This window comes from Salinivibrio sp. IB282 (assembly GCF_001995685.1).
In the GTDB taxonomy this organism is placed as follows: domain Bacteria; phylum Pseudomonadota; class Gammaproteobacteria; order Enterobacterales; family Vibrionaceae; genus Salinivibrio; species Salinivibrio kushneri.
Genome location: NZ_MUET01000074.1, coordinates 1 through 18810, shown reverse-complemented (window position 1 = coordinate 18810; position 18810 = coordinate 1). Strand labels below are relative to the sequence as shown.

Genomic DNA, 18810 nt, shown 5'->3' with positions numbered 1-18810 from the left:
GAGCGATAGGTCGGCAAGCATTCCCTTTCTCCTCAAACTGGATAAACCCTTTTGATGATAAGGCGTCGATTTTTCGTGACAGTTCGTGGATATGATGACAGCTAATCTCCGCAAGCTCAGCTAGACTTTCAGGCTTTTCTCTACTGATCAGAAGCATTATTTCGATATTTTCATTACACAGTAACTTTGAGACTTCATCTAGTGATGTGAACCAAAATGTAGGTAGATGCTTGTTATGACTAATGTTGCTCGCAGCCACACTAATCATATGCCTACGGATGAGATCTTCCGATGCAACCCCAATGCGAGCTTTCATGAGTATCCTTCTCAGAATGAAGTAACGGAATCCTAGTGTATACGACGCTGTTCTGAAAGAAAAAGTGGATAGTTATATTCGCTATGCGAATGGACGCCACTTTCATGACAGAGAGGTCAAGAGAAACCACGATATCCGATTCTCATCGATTCCCTTTCGATTCAGCGACCTAAGGTCTACGAGCGATCTCTAAAAGAAAATTTTTATGGTCTAGGAGTGAGCCTCTTCTAGATGGATTTGACCATAACCCATTGTATTTAAGTTGTTATTTATTAAAAAGGATTCTGGTCTATGAGCGATCCTCACCATAAAAGCCCAGGTGCACGAGCGAGCAGAACGAGATACGTGAGTGGTTAGATAAGATAGAAGAACAACGATAACAAAGTACTGCAAGTGGTCATTAAATAACTGATAGTCATGTAAATTTTGAGGTATCGCACTCGCGTAACCTTTGACCGATCATAAACGTCGTTGGGCAAGGGGCAAAAATCTATCTTAGAGGTCAAGAGAAACAACGATGTCCTACTCTCATCGAACTCCTTTCGATTCAGACAACCTAAGGTCTACGAGCGATATCTAAAAGCAAATTGCTATGGTCTAGGAGTGAGCATCTTCTAGGTGGAAATACCCATAAGGTATTGTATTTTATGCCTTATTTCTTTAAATAACTCTTGGTCTACGTGCGATATCAAGAAACACTTTTACGTGGTCTATGAGCGATCTTCTCCATAAAAGCCGAGGTGCAGGAGCGAGCAGAACGAAATACGTAAGTGTTTAGACAGGATAGAAGAACAACGATACCAAGGCACTGAAAATTATCATTAACTAACTGATAGTTATTGAAATTATGATATTATGCGATCACGTAACATTTGACCGATCATAAACACCGTCGGGTCAGGGTCAAAAATCTATCTTAGAGGTCAAGAGAAACAACGATATCTGAAACTCTATAGACATGCCTCGGTTAGACTCGTTTCTGCCCCATTCCGTGCTGACAACTAGGAAGAAATCCTTCTCAGTTGCCTTTCAACTCATAAGTTTTTCTTAGTAGTTGCTTTCTCACTAACCGCGACAAACGTCTGCCCCATTTTCACTTAGAGCAAATACTCATGCACATTCTAGTAATACGATTTTACCTTACCAAAAGTTATCTGAATTCAGCACATCTAGAAATTATGTATCACTGAACAGTCCAACCTCTCAATACGTTAATTAACCTATTGAATTAATAGATAAATTATTGAATTACGTGAGAATGAAATATGCATTATCTCCTGTTGTTCTCCATAAAGTACAACGATGGTTCCCTAACAAGAATAGAGTCTTCACTTTCAACCGAATATGTCTTGTAATTCAAACTGCTGCTACCAATCACCCAGTACCTATGCAGTCGTTCTGACAAATCACGACGAATAGAGTTAGCCAAGAAGCCTTTGTCCTCTACTTTAGAAATCAAACTAGTGCTTTGCAGAAATCCGATAGCGCCATCAATAGCATCCAGACTTACGCCAGTCTTTTTGGCTATAGTTCCCCGACTAAGATCGACGTAAGTTCTACTATTGCTTCGACTAGCAAGTATGTACAAAAAGCATTTTAGAGCATCACGTTCGTGGGAATACCTATTGAGAAAAGCTTTCATCGCTGGGATTTCTTCCTCATTTTTAACAAGCGCTCTTTTTGGAAGCTTGCACCATCCTCGGTAGACTCCTTGAGTAAAAGTATATGTTTTTGTTCGAACACCAGCGGATGATAACAACCCTGTTATATGTAACTTCTTTAAGCCTCTAGACACCAAAGAACGGCTCAGTGAACACATATCTGTAAGCTGATCATATGTTGCCCTGATTTCCAAAACATCATCCACCGAGCTACCACTCGAACGGTTAACTTGCTTGGCAAGAAGACACAGTACAATGAACAACTTCAAAGCAGCGATATCATCACTAACACTCCTACCACCACTAAAGGACTCTCTTAGTATTCCCTCTGCAATCCATTTCGAGGGCATTTTAGACCAGAGCATTAAAGTCATTTCATTACCGCCATAAAGTCATTGATGAACGAGATCAAGTCACTACCTAATAAGGCTAACACTAGAATGAGGATAGTTATCTCAGGTTGTATTTTAGCGACCCTCTCCAAACTACTTAAAAACAGCTCTAACATCACTACCTCCTGAAAACCTTCAAATACGTAGAACATGAGTACTTTTTACATGAAGCATTGCTGTCTTTAAATATGTCTTCGCATAATCTTTCTAGAGAATAGAAAAGAGAAAAAACCCTTAAACAACTGATAAAAAACATGTATTTAAAACTAAAAACTCTCCCATTAGTACATGGCAATACTCTATTAGTTCATGGAGAAGTATAACACCACCATATCTGTAGACACGCACCTCAAGGTAGTCCATTCTGCGTAGAGAAGGTATTGCCATACCTCAATTCGTCCGCTAACTACTAATTTAGCAAATACTGTAACTCGGAATTGTCCAGAAGTGAGTTGTGCGATTTTTGGGGGGAGTACCCGTGTCTGCCTTAATCATCATTCATCACTATCAAGTGCGTGTTTCTACCAACCCTCTTCAAATCTCGAATCGCAGCTTCTTTCTTCGCAATCCGAAGGGGCCGATCTGAAGATATGGTATTACTGATAATATCAATATCATCACGCTCTGTATGTGTGAACTCGATTACGCCGTAGGGCGTTCTAAACTCCCCTTTACGCCCTGTTGTCATGATAGTAATTCGATCAATCATTACTTGTGAAATGACACTGTACTCTGAGAGTGCCGATTCTAGAGAGATGTAATTGTACTCTCCCCTTCGCAAGCATTTAGCAATGTATTCAATGGTATAACCGCCCTTATGACGACTGTACGAGAATACATAAACACCGTTACACGCTCGCTCTATTACTCCTGCTTTTACTAAGCGTGGCAGGCTTTGTTGGAATGCTGTAGGTGAATCATCAAAAAATAACCTTCTGAGATCACTCTTCCGATAAACGTGTATGCCTTGCTTGTCAAACCTATGCAGGCGCTCTAATGCAGTCACAATCTTCATCTCAATGCTCATAAGTAATCACAAAAAGTAAGTATGACATATATTTTTGTCCACTTGTGATTCAAGTAATGCATCGGTAGTCGCTGATACCGTAAGGATGCCTAGCTTGTTTTTCTCGGTTAGGATCCTAACTTGGTGAACATGGTTGCTATTGGGCTAGGGAGATAGCAGTACTAATCGCAACCTCACTCCTATGAGCATTCTTGGTTAGGATCCTAACTCGGAATTTGTGATGATGAATGTGGTTGGTATTGGCTAGACAGATAGCAGTATCAATCGCAGCCAGACTCCGATGAGCATTCTTGGTTAGGATCCTAACGCGGAATTTGTGATGATGAATGTGGTTGCTATTGGCTAGACAGATAGCAGCACCAATCGCAGCCAGACTCCGATGAGCATTCTCGGTTAGGATCCTAACTTGGAATTTGTAGTGATGAACGTGGTTGGTATTGGCTAGACAGATAGCAATACCCATCGCAGCCAGACTCCGATGAGCATTCTTGGTTAGGATCCTAACGCGGAATTTGTGATGATAAATGTGGTAGCTATTGGCTAGACAGATAGCAGTACCCATCGCAACCTCACTCCGATGAGCATTCTTGGTTAGGATCCTAACTCGGAATTTGTGATGATGAATGTGGTTGGTATTGGCTAGACAGATAGCAGTACCCATCGCAGCCTGACTCCGATGAGCATTCTTGGTTAGGATCCTAACTCGGAATTTGTGGTGATGAACGTGGTTGGTATTGGCTARACAGAAAGCAGTACCCATCGCAGCCAGACTCCGATGAGCATTCTTGGTTAGGATCCTAACTCGGAATTTGTAGTGATGAACTTGGTTGGTATTGGCTAGACAGATAGCAGTATCAATCGCAGCCAGACTCCGATGAGCATTCTTGGTTAGGATCCTAACTTGGAACCTATGATGATGAACATGGTTCTTTGAGGTGGGGGAATTGCGTCACCAATAGTCAGAATCTGTTCTCAATTCTCGGTTAGGACCCTAACTCGGAATCTATGATGATGAATATGATTCTTTAAGGAGGAGAATAGCAACACTAATGCCCAAGAATCCGATCTTTTTCATTATGGGTAGGAGTTTAAATGATTATCACCTCTCTAATTTAATAATTAAAAAATCAAACGATTTTTATCTAACAATTAAATGTTGATGTCAGTTTAAAAATAGTAACCAAGAGTCCTTTACAAAGGGAATATTACTTGATAAATATAATAGCCATTGAATTTATCTATATATATCAAGAGGGTCTCCAATATGTCTCAAGTCCTAGTTTATTCTAGACGTAATCGTGAAGTGAGTTATCTATCCACAAGAGAAAAACGTGAAACTAAGCCGAATAGATTTGAAGTCTTTTATAACGACATTTCCGATGAAGAAGCATTACGTAGAGCAAATTCTATTAGTTTAGATGAAAAGAACAGTGTTCCCCAAGCTCGTTCAAAAAGACAATCTATTAAAGAAAAGAAAGAATGTAGAGTGCCTGGCTTATATGGTTGTAACCGTTACAAGTCAAGAAAAAATTAGACACTCAACGTGTTCTAATGTTGTTCTTTTTTTGCACAACGTTAAAGCCTGCGGGCTTGTATCAGACAAGTGATAAAAGCCTTAAAAATTCCGTCATTAAAGCAGGTGGCAAGAGAATTTGCCAAGATTGGCAATCAATGTGCCAATGCTGGCATTAAAAGTGCCAATAGTGGCAGAAGAATTCTTGTAAGAAATTAAGCTTACTTTGACTTAATCTTCACTTTTTTAAAGTCTAACGTTATATTAGAATTATAACTTTATAATAGTTATAACCGTTATAATAGTTATAACATAAAAAAGTAAGAAAATAAAATTTATTTTTATATGCTAATTTCACTGCCAAGGAAAGTTAATAGTAGCCTTGTCTTTATTATAGATGAATGAAGTTTAGAGTAATGTTTGTTACTCACGGGTATTCATCTATTTTCTAGGTTTTCTTAAGGCAAAGTTATTTTGTGAAAATCATCGACTTAAGTAGTCAAGTTTAGCGAGATGTAAACATCCCAGAGTAGTATCAACAAACATCCGTTTTCTGATACCAGGCGGGAATGAAGTGTTTGAGGTCTCATAAAATAGGGTTCGAGCTTTTATGATACCTAACTGATTGATGATACCAATTGTGATGCCAAAAGGAGTGAGTAGTGGATAGTATGGGACGGACATTTGCTTATTGTCGTGTATCGACTAGCGAGCAAACTGTGTCAAATCAGATCTTAGCTATCAGAAATGCTGGTTACGATATTCAAGAACATCGAATTGTTTATGAGATGGTTTCGGGGAGTGTACCTGCAACAGAACGACGTGAGTTCAAAATGTTGATTGAGCATAAACTGGAGCCTGGAGACAAACTGGTGGTACTCAAGCTTGATCGGCTGGGAAGAGATAACATCGATGTTCAGCATACGATTAGTATGCTGTTAGAAAAAGGTGTTACACCCATTTCTCTTGATCTACCAACCGCTGATCTAAGCTCAGCGGAGGGACGATTGATGCTGCAAATGTTCTCCGCATTTGCTGAGTTTGAGCGAAATCGCATTCGAGAGCGAACTTTGGAAGGTCAAGCTAGGGCAAGGTCTGAAGGAAAGCGGATTGGCCGACCAGAAGCCATCAGTACAACTCAAAAAGTTCAAGAATGTAGATCAAGGGGACTGAGTCAATCCAAAACAGCTCATGCTCTAGGAATCTCCATCCCAACGGTCAAACGGCATTGGAACAAGCGGCTAACTGAAAGTATTCAATGAAGAACAATGTTCCATGATACTGTGAGATTGAGTTCTGCCAGAAGTCATTACTCGTTAAGAGGTGAACGATATTGCAAGAACCTTGTTCTGACTGGAAAAGCGGATACTTCCTAACCTCGCAGTAACTGGTGTTCCACATGAAAAACAATGGCAGTTGCAATCATCGCCACGATCCACTTGCTCAATCCCCACTATTCGGTTTGAACTGTTACTGCGACCGAAAGGCATAAGGACTTGAAATGAAGACATATAAAAACCTCTTATACGACTTGCTCTAAGTCATCATTAAACTCGCTCAGTCTAATAGATGGTTCTGCGTGGGGTAAGTTAGTAATTGACACCCCCCAAGGGTAAGGGATTTTGTTATCTTTTTCGTATTGGTAAATCGTAATGTTAGGAAGGTTCCGTCTGTCGTACGCTTGACCAAATTTGAATGCTACGCTGTTTTGAGAAGCTAATACGAAGTGTATATCGTTATAGCCTTCTTCCATAAGGTTTTTAACTTCTTCGATCAAATCATAAGCTAAACGACTTTGCTTTTTACTTGACCAGTGATTATCAAAACGCTTTTCCCTCAGCTTCAAATGTATCTGTGGCATCTTTGGAAAACAGAGGTTAATAGCTTTCTCATCAACAGGGTAAGAGAAAGATACAGCAAGAACGATAGATTCTTTGCTATCAGCATACTTTATTGTCTTTTCAAACTTCTCATTGTCGTCACTAATCGGATCGAGTTCTTTCCAGCTTGATAGTTGTCGGTCCCAGTCGAGCACTTCAATATGAGACTCATCATCCAACAAATATCCTGATAGGAAAGCAAAAGGAACAGGAACTAAACCACCATAAACAATGTGAAAATCTTCAGCAGAAACACTATTTCTTCGCTCTTCTATAGAGTGCTCTAGATTGAGGAATTTCTTAAGTGCTAATTTAGGTTGGCTTACTGTGCCATTAGCAAGACTGTCYCGGATATCTATTACTGTATTGGAAATATTTCGTCCTTTGTATTTTTTCTGAACGTGCTCTGATAGTGGGGAGTCAGATGTGTTTACGAGTCCTCTTTGCTCAATAGAGAATACAATTTGTTTAGCTAATTGTCGGTGTTCTATAACTGAGCGGACTATCTCCCAAGCTAGCCCAGTAGCCATTAGGAGTATACTGAAATAAAAACCGATAGAAACGAGTAGAGCAGGGACATCAGAACCCGCAACGTCAAGACTAATGAGTTGGCTAGCTGTTACGTATTGAATATTGAATGCTACGCCTCCCATCAATGTTATCGGGAAGAAATAGGCTCCTGTCCTGAAAATTAACAAGGCAGGAGAGCGTTTTCTGAATAGCCAGTTGATGGTCTGAACAACGATGTAAGTCAAAAGGTTCATTACTYTCCTTTGTTTGCTGGTTTATGGTGAGAATTGTTGATGTGATCCATATATTGCTCAATAGTTAGTTCACCAGGGTGAACACCACCACCACGCCATTCTCCATCTGATAACCAAAGCTCCCAGTACCACAGCCATTCTTGCGTCCATGGGATGATTGATTCAGCGATTAACATACTAGGCACCCAGTCTTTGGAGCTACCGCTGTTAAACATTAGGCATGGTTTAGTATTCTCTTTGGAGAAGAACTCATGAGGTGAGCGCCTCCCTCCTGCTAGATCTCTTAGGTTCGGGGACAATACCTCGACCTCAGGAATACAACCTAACCCAGCCCATTTAACAAGAATTAGGTATTCTCGGCTAAGTCGAGAAGGTTGTAGTACTTGTCTCCATTCCAGTTTTAGACCTGTTTTACCTTTGAATATTCTACCTTTGCCACCACGGTAACGTTTTTTTAGCGCGTTAAGCTGCCTTTGAAGGTGATGGCACATCTATACATCACCGTAGAAGTTGTGTTTAGGAACGGGGGTAGCAGTGGCTTCATTGGATACTCCTAAGCCAATAGAAGAAACTACCGCACGATTTTTCGCTCGTCGTTCTGTCAGAGTGTCCGCAAGTTTGGCTTGGATGCCTCTTGCTGCTTGAGAGCCAAACATTTCTCTTGAGCGCACAATGGTTTTATCAAGCCCTTGATCTAATTCAAGTAGTCTTGCTAGGTCTTCAGTAACCTGCGTATACCACGCTTTAAATGCTTGGGGTAACATCGGTTTCTCATGCCATTTATCTGCAAAATTCTCCGTAGGAAGTGCTGGGTTACGAATAGTGTACTTTAAAGTACCGTCAGACTGATATTGATGGGAAATGAAGTTTGGCATTTCTTCAAGTACATCTAACATCAGATCAAATGGGTTGTGGTATTCCTTGTTAGAGTTTGAGCATTTTTCATAAGCTAGACCTGCTAGAGTCGTAATAATTATGCTTATTGGCGCGCAACCGCCATAAGCGTTCTGCTTATTTTGTTTCCACATGTCTCTATTTCGCTTGAGAAGCTGAACTACAATCTGAAGTACAGTCTTTCGACCCTGACCAGGTAAAGGCTCTACTGTCCCTGCATATATATTACTATTAGATCTGTAGTTGCTTTTTCTATGCCAGCGAATCTCTTTACTACACGCGCTTCGGAACCACTTCCTATATCCGTATGGATTAGAAGGACTATTAGCATCCTTGATGTCTGCAACTCTTACTTTGCTTTTATGGTTTGGCGAGTCCATATCTTCAGGCATGCTAGGAGTGATGTCCATGTGGAAACCCTGGCCTTCGATACCTCCATATTGCAGAGTGACACATCTGCGTTTTGGCTTATTCTCTATTTTGTCACCGTATCGTTGAGAGTCTTTCAACACTCGTATCAAATTGAAGAGTAGTTCGTTGGCTTCATCAGTAGTTGTTGGATAGTGCTGACTTGGTAAGTGGAGCACTAGATCTATATCCATGTCTGAGTCATCATCAATCGGTTTTACTGACGTGCCAATACCAACACTACCTTGAGCATAAATGTGGCATTCCGCTAGCTTGCCCCCCTGATTTGCCAAGTAGGATCCGATTGCTCGGTAAGCCGTCTTCAATTGAGACAACTGTGTTTCGGTCAAGTCTAGGTTCGATGTGATATGAGAGATCATCTCGAAACAAAACTCTTTATCGCTTGCACTTAGTTGTCTTAGTGATTTGAAACCTTGATCTTGCACAGCTAGCTCCTGGTGGTTTTGGTTGGTAAATGGCCGATTGTGTCGATTTAGATTATTATTATAGATCGAAACGATACGTGTCAATGATCTTTTTGTGTATTTATTGTGTATTGCAATTACACGTAATGATTTTTTTGCTACGATTTGGTCAGATTGAACAATGGATAGGCATCATGGAAAACAGTTCTCAAGCAGACATCACATCAGAGACAACCTCTATTAACGCTCGTTTGGCTTATATTGACTTTAAGTTGTTTTTTACAGGGCGTGTTAGTCGGGCTGATCTTAAAGATGCGTTTGGAATTGCAGAAGCAGCAGCTTCCCGAGTCCTTACTGAATACTCCAAACGTAGGCCAAACAACAAAACTCAAAAAACGAATACGATTATCAGAAAATCCTTCGAGCCATTGACAGATATAGATGGAGAATTAGCGCTTGGCATGCTTGCCAATGGCTTTAATAGCAACAAGATCTTCGGTGTCACTGAGCTTGCCTATGAAAAAATTGGCAAGTTTCCAAACCAAATGAATACCAATGAAGTCGCTATGATTACTAGGGCTATATCGGGTAAGTATGCGATTTCCTGCAACTACCTTTCTGAAAACAGCTCTAATCATCAAACTAGAACCTTGGTTCCCTTGGCAATTATGTATGATGGAACCAATTGGATGTTCAGAGCATTTGATCGTTCAGAAGTTAAAAAGAATAAATTTAAAAACTTTCATTTTTCTCGTGCTAGGAATGTGGTTGAAGAGCATGATTCTAAGGAGTCTAGGCAGCATGAGCATGAGGCCTTATCTCAAGATAAGCTGTGGAATTTAAGGTTACCTTTGATCTTAAAGCTCCACCCCTCGTTATCAGAGATGGATAAGCAAAAAGTAAGAACTGACTTTGGTATACCTGAAGATAAAGATGAGGTTTATGTTACAGAGAGAGCTGCATTTAGATGGATTGTTGAGAAAAAGTGGTATATCGATGCTCGGTCAAATGAAGAAAAGCGAGAGGATAAGCAAAGTCGTTTTTATAAGTTCGAGCTAAGCAACTTAGAAATGATAAAACAAATGGAACAGGCCTAAACCACACTAATAAATCTGAATCTGATAACTTGAGATTGTTCGGTTAAAAAAAACTTTTCGACCTGTTGATTGAATTTCTTTTTAATTCAATGGCTTTGGGCTGGTTTGAATCTGTAAAAGCGTGATGCTGACTACTTTGTATCGGGGAATAGAGACGGTGGTATTTTTGCTAGATAGAAGTCTCTTGCAGCCGAGGGCTGCAAGAGTTGTCGATGTTAGCGTTAGAGGTTTTTATTGGCGATATTGTAAAGACTCAACTCATGGTTATACCGCTTGTTCGACAATAGTATCCGTAAGGTGGAGTTGGCTCTGATATTTTTTTCTTATACCTTGTTTTAGTTGTTCACAGATATCCATTATTTGCTCAAGCATCATATTGATCTTTTTTTGCTCATTCAGAGGTGGGATCGCTAAGGTGACGTTCCAGAGTTTCTCTGAGATAAGTTTACAAGTACCGTGCGAGCTTCTATCTACCAAGTCGGTAAACGTTGTTTTCGTTGCTTTCATAACCGTGAGAAGGTAATGAGGGTCAATATTGCTAAAAACTAAAGCTTTCATATCTTGATTAATCACGACATCTTTATTAGTTAATGCAACAGGGAAAGAGTGCGCAAGAATCATCCCTCGAACAACCATTAGCAAACTGTTTTTAGGGATTAATTTTATAGTAGTTTCTTTGATTGCTTTTTCTGTCACGGTATCGATAGCAGACTCAATGAAATCCACCTTCATATCTTTAGGAGACACCCAAGGTATTTCACCATCCCAATATTTGCTGTTAGATTTTGATGGTGTGCCTCCACCTAAATCGTAGCCTATTTGTCCCAAGCGACACCACTCCCAGCTACTAGGCAGTTCAAACGGCTTTTCATCTTCAGCAATCGGCGGTAGCGCTTTTTGCTTTTTGATTTTCTTCTCTTTGACTAACTGCGCTTTTTCTTGCGCGATTCTTTTCAGTAACTCAGCCGCTGGCTCGTCGCTTGGGTCTTGTGGAACCAGCTTACCCATCACCGCCAGTTGTAGAATGGTTTGCTTGAGCTGGTCGATGCTTTCTTCAGTAGTGAATAAAGCATCGAAATGCTCGCTGATTCGCGCCCAGTTTTGCATCAACTCGTCAGCATCGGCAGAGTTGGTTAGTGTGTCCAACAGAGTCGTTACTAGCAATTGATGCGCTTCGATACTTGCCTCTGTTTGCTGCTCAAGCTGGTCGCAGAGTGCCAGTAGCTCATCGACTTTGGCGACGATACGGTGTTGTTCATTAATAGACGGGAGTGGAACAAGAAGCTCAACAAACTTGGAAGCTGCAATACCACCAATTATCCCTGTCATAGACTTAGAAAATTGAGCGTAAAAGTACGGGGCAAGATAGTTTGAAAGAATAAATTTGGGGTGGATGTTACCATACAGCTCATTAGCGAAAAGTTTATTGCCAAAACATATATCACATTTGGCAATACCACACNACCACCTTCAGCACAGATCAAGACAGCATTTTTCTTAGCAATTTTAAATTTCGGCTCACCAATTGGAATATGAACGCCATTTAAATAATCAAAGTCAGCAAAACCATAACTGACATCCTTAGTAGCAATAAATGGAAGCCCTTCATTACTCATATATTTTTGTTCTTTTACACGAGCGCTTACACTGTTTCCGTTAAATATATTACCAACTTCCCCTAAACGTACCCATTTCCACCCTTGAGGTAGAGAAAATGGTTTCTCATACTCCTCGATGATAGGAAGTGCTTTCAGCTTCTTGATTTTTTTCTCTTTCACCAAGAGTGATTTTTCAGCCTCGATTCGTTCCAATAAAACTGAAACAGGCTCATCACTTGGATCTTGAGGCACAAGCTTTCCTCGAACCGCTAACTCCAGAATTAGCTCACGCAGCTTCTTAACACCGTAAAGCTCTAGTTTTTTGCTGCTACCGCGACCAGAGATTGATTGGGTCTTTACTGCCGACGTCCAAATATCAATATGCTCACTGATCAGGTTTTCGACTGCCATTATTGTTCTCCAGCTTGTTTTTTACCTTGAGTGGTAGAGCTAAGTGCATCACCGAGAATGCCCTTCAGTTGGTCACGCAGTGCTGTAATGTCTTGTTGTTGCTGCTGATAGTTCGCCAGCAACTCTTCAGGATCATGACTGACGACTTCGTCCTGATACGGGTTTGGAATATCAAGGTTAAAGTTGCGCTCGATGATTTTCTCAATCGATACCTTCCAAGCTTGCTTGGTCTCGATACGGCTAGCGAATCCATCAGCCTCATTACCCCACCAATCTATCTCTTGCTGGAACTCTTCAAACTTCATTGGTTTGGTTTTGCTGTAGTTCTTCACACCTTCTGGATAAGGGTGCTCATAGAACCACACTTCTTTGGTCGGTTGGCCTTTGGTAAAGAACAGAATGTTGGTCTTAATGCCCGTGTACGGGTTGAACACACCATTAGGTAAGCGAACAATCGTGTGCAGGTTACACTCTTCCGTCAGCATCTTCTTAATTTTGGTTTTTACACCTTCACCAAACAAGGTGCCATCAGGCAACACCACACCAGCGCGACCATCTTTATCCAATACTTCCACAATCAGCTGCAAGAACAGATCGGCGGTTTCACGAGTTTGCATATCGGAAGGGAAGTTCTTTTCAATCCCGTCCTCTTCTGTGCCGCCAAACGGTGGGTTAGTCGCAATCACATTGATATTGCTGTCCCAGTTTGCGAGCGGCTTGTTAAGCGTGTTTCCATGGCTGATTTGCACTGGGACTTCGACGCCGTGGAGCATCATGTTAGTGACACATAGCAGGTGCGGTAACTGCTTTTTCTCTACACCTTGGATTTGTCTTTGTAGGGTTTTATGGTCGTCCGTGGTTACCACGTAGTTCTCTTTGACGTGATCGAACGAGCAAGCCAAGAACCCACCCGTACCACAAGCGGGATCCATAATTTTTTCACCCAGTTTAGGGTCAAGACGACTGACTATAAAACGAGTCACCGCGCGAGGGGTATAGAACTCACCCGCATTCCCAGCGCTTTGCAGATCACGTAGGATTTGCTCGTAGATATCACCGAACAAATGACGGTCGTTCGAGTCTGTAAAGTCAATTTCGTTGAGTTTGTTAATCACCTGACGCAGCAATGTGCCATTTTTCATGTAGTTATAGGCATCACTGAAAGCTTCTTTCACCACAAATCCACGTGGGTTGATGTCTTTAGGCGTATTGAGGCTTTTTAGGCCAGGAAACAAATCATCGTTGACGAACTCTAGTAACTCGTCACCTGTAATGCCTTGTTTATTTGCCGCCCAGTTTCGCCAAAGGTACTTGGCTGGAATGGGTTCTCGGTAATCTCCTAGCTCAAACTCTAGCTCTTCCTCCTGTGCATCAAACACTTTAAGGAATAACAGCCAAGACATTTGGCCTAGACGCTGCGCGTCACCATCAACGCCCGCATCTTTACGCATGATGTCTTGAATAGACTTGATCACTGAACTGAYTGACATGAAGTTCTACTATTAATCGACTACAAAAATTGTTGTCGATAGTAGCATTTTTACGTCAATGTGAGTACTGACATAGGGAGCGAAGTGCCCAATAACACTGAGGTATTAGTGAGCACTTAATAACTGACTTGATATTGATTCATGCTGATCTTACGTCGTAAGACAAGGTACAACCCCCAAGTGATTAGCGCATCGGCGGTAATGCCTAACCCAAACATGATGGCAATGCGTTCAAGCGTAGGTACGAAGATGCCGATTTGATAAAGCACAAAAGCACTACCGTAAAACAAGGTGTTTACGATAAGTGATTGATACAGCATTAAGTCAGTGCGCCCTATACCGTAAAAGTAACTGTCGATAACATTGTTTAAACTGAAGATGGCATAGAATCCTACCATTAGCCAGACTAACCGCGTGATTGCTTCTGAACCCTCCACTCCCATGACATTAGCTACAAAGCTGTTCCAAAGCGGCGCAGTGAGTATCCAAAGCCCAATGATGCCTAGCGTTATCCAAAGGTAGGCATTGACTCGTTCAGATGTTAGCCCGTTATTTGTTGCAGCATCTTGCTTAACCAGCTGCCCCAACGTCAAAACGGGAAGTAGCAACCAGCCCCAAATAAATTGATTGGCAACCCAGTACGTTCCCGCTTGTTGTACTTGGTTAATAAGCTGAAGAATCATGACAATAAAAGCGGTATTACGAACGAGCGATTCAAGCCCTGATTTCCATCCAATTTTTGCCCATTCTTTAAGCCACTGCGATTGATGTCCTCTAGAAAAATTGAAGCTCAGCGTGATCTCCGACTTAGATAAATAAATCAGGGCAAACAGCGCGAGAAGACTATTGACCACGATATTGCTCAGAGCAATACCATTCACTCCTAACTGGAGGGAATAACTTAATTGACTAACAAAGACGCTGTCACAAAGGACGGTCATGAGCGTTTGTACGAGTAGAAGGCCATACAGCGCCTTTCGTTCATTTTTTAAGACGAGAACCAAAGATAAAAACGCATAGAAGCTGGAAAGCAGAATAGCGGCAGATTCCAATCGAATGTATTGGATTGTCTGGGTCAGTAGTTCAGCCTGTTGCTGCATAGCATCAACAAAGCTCGGCGCTAGCCACAATACCATTAAGGTCACCACAAAATAGCCAATCAAGGTAACCCAAAGAGATAGACTGGCTCGGTCGCGAAAAGCTTCGTGACTATGAATAACGCTGCCTAGAATAAATGCTAGAGGGATAAGCAATGCTTCGCTGAGGACTTCATATCCCACATTGAGCCATGCGACTTGTGCAGCAATGCTAAAAGTCCATGGGCTGGGGATGCTGCCCAAGAAGTGGATTCGTGTAGTTGAGTAGATTAAGGGTATTAAGCTTGTCAGAATCAGGACTAGCCACAGCTGATAATTGATAGTCTTTATTTGATAATGTTTCAATTTTTAAGCCTTGTTATCTTCACTAGAGATCTCGTGGAGAAAGCGACTCGCCACAGAAAAATTTTAATCAGTTGTTTCTTCCTAAGTCTTTCAAACAGCGTGATTAGTTACTGAAAAATATCAGAATATTGCACTATACTGAAATGAGCTGCTGAGCAATCAAATACTTGCCATGGGAAATCAACTTGGTTTCGGCATGCTTGGGAAGGCCATTGTGTTTAAGCTTGCAAGCAAGCCGCTTACCTTGCTTGGCTCCATCGCCAAAGCGAGATCGATACTCGCCTAACGATACGCAAGAGAGTTTAGGCAAACGTCTTTGTGTTTTTAGCCAACAGTGCTTTATCTGAATTTAGCTTACCAAACATATAGGTATGCATTATGACTTGAGGTCGTTAACCAAGCTAAACACGCTCTAGCTTGGTTTAAACACTGATTAGGCTGAATGATAGATCTCAGCTTCCAACTCAGAAATTGCTTGCAAGTACTGCTCTCTCCCACCAAAGCACTTATTGACAATTTCAGCAGGTCGCCCCATCTCATCAAAAGGCTTCACCTTGAGTACATGAATATTCTCAAGCTCTTGAACACCTTCATCAGCGTATTTGTCCAGTAGGTTGTTCAACACCTGCTGAGCCGTTTCACCGTACTTCGTGAAGTAGTTGCGCTTTTTGACGTTATCAACCCGTTCTTTTCTAGTGAGCGCTGGTTGGTCATAAACGACATGACAAATCATGTCGAATGGATCGAGATCTTTGCCCACTTCTAGCTCTAATGCTTCCCAGATGATGCCTTCCTCTGCCAGTTCATCAATGATTGCTTGCTTTCTATCGGCATCTTGCCAGCGCTTAACAAAGTCATCCATCGAGGTGAACTGTTTTGCCATCGTCTTGCGGGTATAGTCTTTGAACGATTCGGTTACGAGTTTACCGTCGGCATCATAGTATTGAACACGTTCGGCAATGGCTGTAACGGTTACGCCGTTGACATGGAACTTTCTTACTCGGTTTTCATCCTGCCAATCATCATCGCTATTGCTCCCATCTGAAGGCGATGAACCTGAGTCGTATGACGATTCGGGTTCATGGATGTTTTCGGGGTCGATATCTTCACCTTCAAATGGATCATCTTGTTCAAGCTCATCTTCACCATCGATGATTTCATCTAGCTCTTCATCGGTATCGAAGTCTTCTGGTTTTGTCTCTTTAACTCGCTCAGGGACACCATCAAAGCGCTCATCAGCGAACTTTTCAGTCGCCTTTTTGAAGTCGAGAATAGTAAACCATAGCTTTCCGTAACGATCATCAATACGGGTTCCGCGACCGATGATCTGCTTAAACTTAGTCACCGACTGAATGCTCTGGTCAAGAACAACCAGTTTACACGTTTTTGCATCGACACCAGTTGTCATGAGTTCTGAGGTAGTCGCAATAACAGGGTAAGCCTTTTTGGGATTAGTGAAGTTTTCAAGCTGAGCTTTGCCGATTGCATCATCACCTGTAATTTTCATTACGTATTTTTCATTCTTAGCAACTTGCTTAGGGTTGCAGTTGATCAGCGCTCGACGCATACGCTCTGCATGGTCTATGTCACTACAGAACACAATGGCTTTAGCCATCGGGTCGGTGTGCTTGAGGTAGCTGGTGATGGTCTGTGCAACAAGTTCTGTTCGCTCATCGATGACCATAGTTCTGTCGAAGTCTTTCTGGTTATAGATCCTGTCTTCGATAACTTCACCATGTTTATCGACTTGTCCTTTGGTTGGTCGCCAACCTTGTAAATCTACATCGATATCCACTCGTACAACTTTGTAAGGGGCTAAGAAACCGTCTTCGATACCTTGCTTTAGAGAGTAGGTATAAATGGCGTCGCCAAAGTACTCGGTGTTAGACACGATATCGGTTTCTTTYGGTGTCGCGGTGAGTCCTATTTGAGTCGCTGAACCGAAATACTCAAGAATCTCGCGCCATGCGCTGTCCTCAGCGGCACTGCCACGATGGCACTCGTCAACGACAATAAGATCAAAGAAGTCAGGATCGACCTGTTTGTATGCTTTTTGGTGTTCTTCTGGGCCAGTCAGAGCTTGATACAGCGCTAGGTGGATTTCGTAAGCGGGATCGACTGTTCGACCAGTAACTTTGGTCATCGCGGTGCCAAACGGCTGGAAGTCGTTGGTCTTAGTTTGATCGACCAGGATGTTTCTGTCCGCCAAAAACAGGATGCGTTTTTTGGCTCGGGACTTCCATAGTCGCCAAATAATCTGGAATGCTGTGTAAGTTTTGCCCGTACCCGTTGCCATAACCAAGAGTACGCGGTTTTGTCCTGCTGCTACCGCTTCCACGGTTTTGTTTATCGCCTGTAGCTGATAGTAGCGCGGAGACTTACCGCTACCATCATCATGGTAATCTTGAGTAATAACTGGAAGGTGCTCAGTTTTGTAGCCTTTCCAAACGCAGTACTTGCCCCATAGTTGCTGAGGTGTCGGGAAGTCTTCAAGTCGAATTTCAGTTTCGAGTTGAGCTGGGTTGGTTTTGTCGTGAAAGATAAAACCGTCACCATTTGAGGCAAAGATAAAAGGGACTTCAAGTAAGCTGGCGTAACCTAGTCCTTGTTGCATACCTTTGCCGATTTCATGCTTGTTGGCTTTAGCTTCGACGACCGCTAGAGGCATACTCGGTTTATGGTAAAGGACGATGTCCGCAGACTTAACCTTTTTCCTCGCCGCTGCCTGACCACGAACAATGACCTTTCCATCACGTAGTTTTACTTCTTGACGGATCTGCGACATATCATCCCACCCTGCGCCTTTGATAGCAGGAAGTATGAATTTCGTGATGATATCGGTTTCAGATAGCTTTGATTTGTTGATTGTCGATTCCATGCGATTGGCTRGCTCACTACAGTGCCTTTCATGACTATACCAAAGGATACATAAAAGATACTAACTTATCAGTGAAGTGGGTAACGGTATGGATTAGCCTATAAGGCGAAGAGCCTGAACATGCCGTCATCAATAGGTTTATATATGCAATGAGAATTGTGTGATGAGACTAATCAGAAGAAGTTGTTTTCGAGCAGTGACAGTCTTTGTTCGATTAGAAGAAAGGATTTTCTGAAATTCCTCTATACCATCGAGATATCATTAATAACACATTGCTGAACTGAGTTATGGTTTAAATAAAATATTTTATTTACTTTTAATGTGACACATGGAAAATAAAAAACACAAAAACTCATCTCTGTTAATTTAAAAAATGCACTGTATGTTTGCCTAAGTTTTTTAGAACAAAATTGCTTGGCACATTGTTTTGCCAAGATTGGCAGCGAAACTGTCAATCTTGGCAGAGGAAATGCCACGGCAGGCAGAGAATGTGCCAATGGTGGCAATAAAATTCAGACCTAAAAATTAGAATGTTCCGTTTGAGAATCCAAATTTTAATAGATGAACGTTATATTAGAATTATAACTTTATAATAATTATAACAGTTATAATAG

General features: G+C 41.7%; 13 protein-coding genes and 1 pseudogene. 3 read left to right on the top strand and 11 right to left on the bottom strand.

Features of this window, described 5'->3' with window-relative positions; all coding sequences use genetic code 11:
• The 3 genes from BZG14_RS15775 to abiEi form a co-directional block, all read right to left on the bottom strand.
• Nucleotides 1-316 (bottom strand): HVO_A0114 family putative DNA-binding protein (locus tag BZG14_RS15775; RefSeq protein ID WP_077608917.1); only part of this gene is annotated, 316 nt, incomplete at its 3' end.
• Between the two features lie 1270 nt (nt 317-1586).
• Entirely contained in the window at nt 1587-2351 is a 765-nt protein-coding gene (locus tag BZG14_RS12900; RefSeq protein ID WP_077608916.1) for a hypothetical protein, read from the bottom strand.
• Between the two features lie 505 nt (nt 2352-2856).
• Nucleotides 2857-3396: a type IV toxin-antitoxin system AbiEi family antitoxin gene (gene abiEi, locus BZG14_RS12895; RefSeq protein WP_077608915.1), complete on the bottom strand. Its 540-nt coding sequence runs from the start codon at nt 3394-3396 to the stop codon at nt 2857-2859.
• A gap of 1264 nt (nt 3397-4660) precedes the next feature.
• Between abiEi and BZG14_RS12885 the strand changes: the two genes are divergently transcribed.
• Together BZG14_RS12885 and BZG14_RS12880 are read left to right on the top strand one after the other, a co-directional pair.
• On the top strand, nt 4661-4930 hold the full coding sequence (locus BZG14_RS12885; protein WP_077608913.1) for a hypothetical protein: 270 nt from the start codon (nt 4661-4663) through the stop codon (nt 4928-4930).
• A 650-nt stretch (nt 4931-5580) separates the two neighbouring features.
• Nucleotides 5581-6171 carry a recombinase family protein gene (locus tag BZG14_RS12880; protein WP_077608919.1) on the top strand — a complete coding sequence of 197 codons (591 nt, stop codon included), beginning with the start codon at nt 5581-5583 and terminating at the stop codon, nt 6169-6171.
• A gap of 260 nt (nt 6172-6431) precedes the next feature.
• On the opposite strand, the gene BZG14_RS12870 is transcribed toward BZG14_RS12880, so the two are convergent.
• The 3 genes from BZG14_RS12870 to BZG14_RS12860 all read right to left on the bottom strand — a co-directional run bounded on the left by BZG14_RS12870 (nt 6432) and on the right by BZG14_RS12860 (nt 9301).
• On the bottom strand, nt 6432-7553 hold the full coding sequence (locus tag BZG14_RS12870) for an SAVED domain-containing protein (RefSeq protein WP_077608912.1): 1122 nt from the start codon (nt 7551-7553) through the stop codon (nt 6432-6434).
• The gene (locus BZG14_RS15935; protein WP_241824672.1) at nt 7553-7729 is read right to left on the bottom strand and encodes a hypothetical protein; all 177 of its coding nucleotides are present in this window, start codon (nt 7727-7729) and stop codon (nt 7553-7555) included. Before BZG14_RS15935 ends, BZG14_RS12870 begins: the two co-directional genes overlap by 1 nt.
• Nucleotides 7730-8044: 315 nt before the next feature.
• A complete protein-coding gene (locus tag BZG14_RS12860) occupies nt 8045-9301 on the bottom strand; it encodes a nucleotidyltransferase domain-containing protein (protein WP_077608910.1) in 1257 nt (418 codons plus the stop codon).
• Nucleotides 9302-9474: 173 nt separating this feature from the next.
• Here BZG14_RS12860 and BZG14_RS12855 point away from each other — a divergent pair, with 173 nt between their 5' ends.
• A complete protein-coding gene (locus BZG14_RS12855) occupies nt 9475-10377 on the top strand; it encodes a WYL domain-containing protein (protein ID WP_077608918.1) in 903 nt (300 codons plus the stop codon).
• 264 nt (nt 10378-10641) lie between these two features.
• Here the strand turns inward: BZG14_RS12855 and BZG14_RS15710 are convergent, their stop codons facing one another.
• The 5 genes and pseudogenes from BZG14_RS15710 to hsdR form a co-directional block, all read right to left on the bottom strand.
• Nucleotides 10642-11784, bottom strand: coding sequence for a restriction endonuclease subunit S (locus tag BZG14_RS15710; RefSeq protein ID WP_443509033.1), 1143 nt, complete (start codon nt 11782-11784; stop codon nt 10642-10644).
• A gap of 260 nt (nt 11785-12044) precedes the next feature.
• Nucleotides 12045-12386: pseudogene (locus BZG14_RS15470) on the bottom strand (restriction endonuclease subunit S); the annotation flags it as partial.
• On the bottom strand, nt 12386-13876 hold the full coding sequence (locus BZG14_RS12840; protein ID WP_077608907.1) for a type I restriction-modification system subunit M: 1491 nt from the start codon (nt 13874-13876) through the stop codon (nt 12386-12388). The pseudogene BZG14_RS15470 and the gene BZG14_RS12840, both read right to left, overlap by 1 nt.
• Before the next feature lie 116 nt (nt 13877-13992).
• A complete protein-coding gene (locus BZG14_RS12835; protein ID WP_077608906.1) occupies nt 13993-15318 on the bottom strand; it encodes an MATE family Na+-driven efflux transporter in 1326 nt (441 codons plus the stop codon).
• 433 nt (nt 15319-15751) lie between these two features.
• Nucleotides 15752-18196, bottom strand: a complete 2445-nt coding sequence (gene hsdR, locus BZG14_RS12825) for an EcoAI/FtnUII family type I restriction enzme subunit R (protein ID WP_077608905.1) — start codon at nt 18194-18196, stop codon at nt 15752-15754.
• Nucleotides 18197-18810 lie beyond the last annotated feature (614 nt).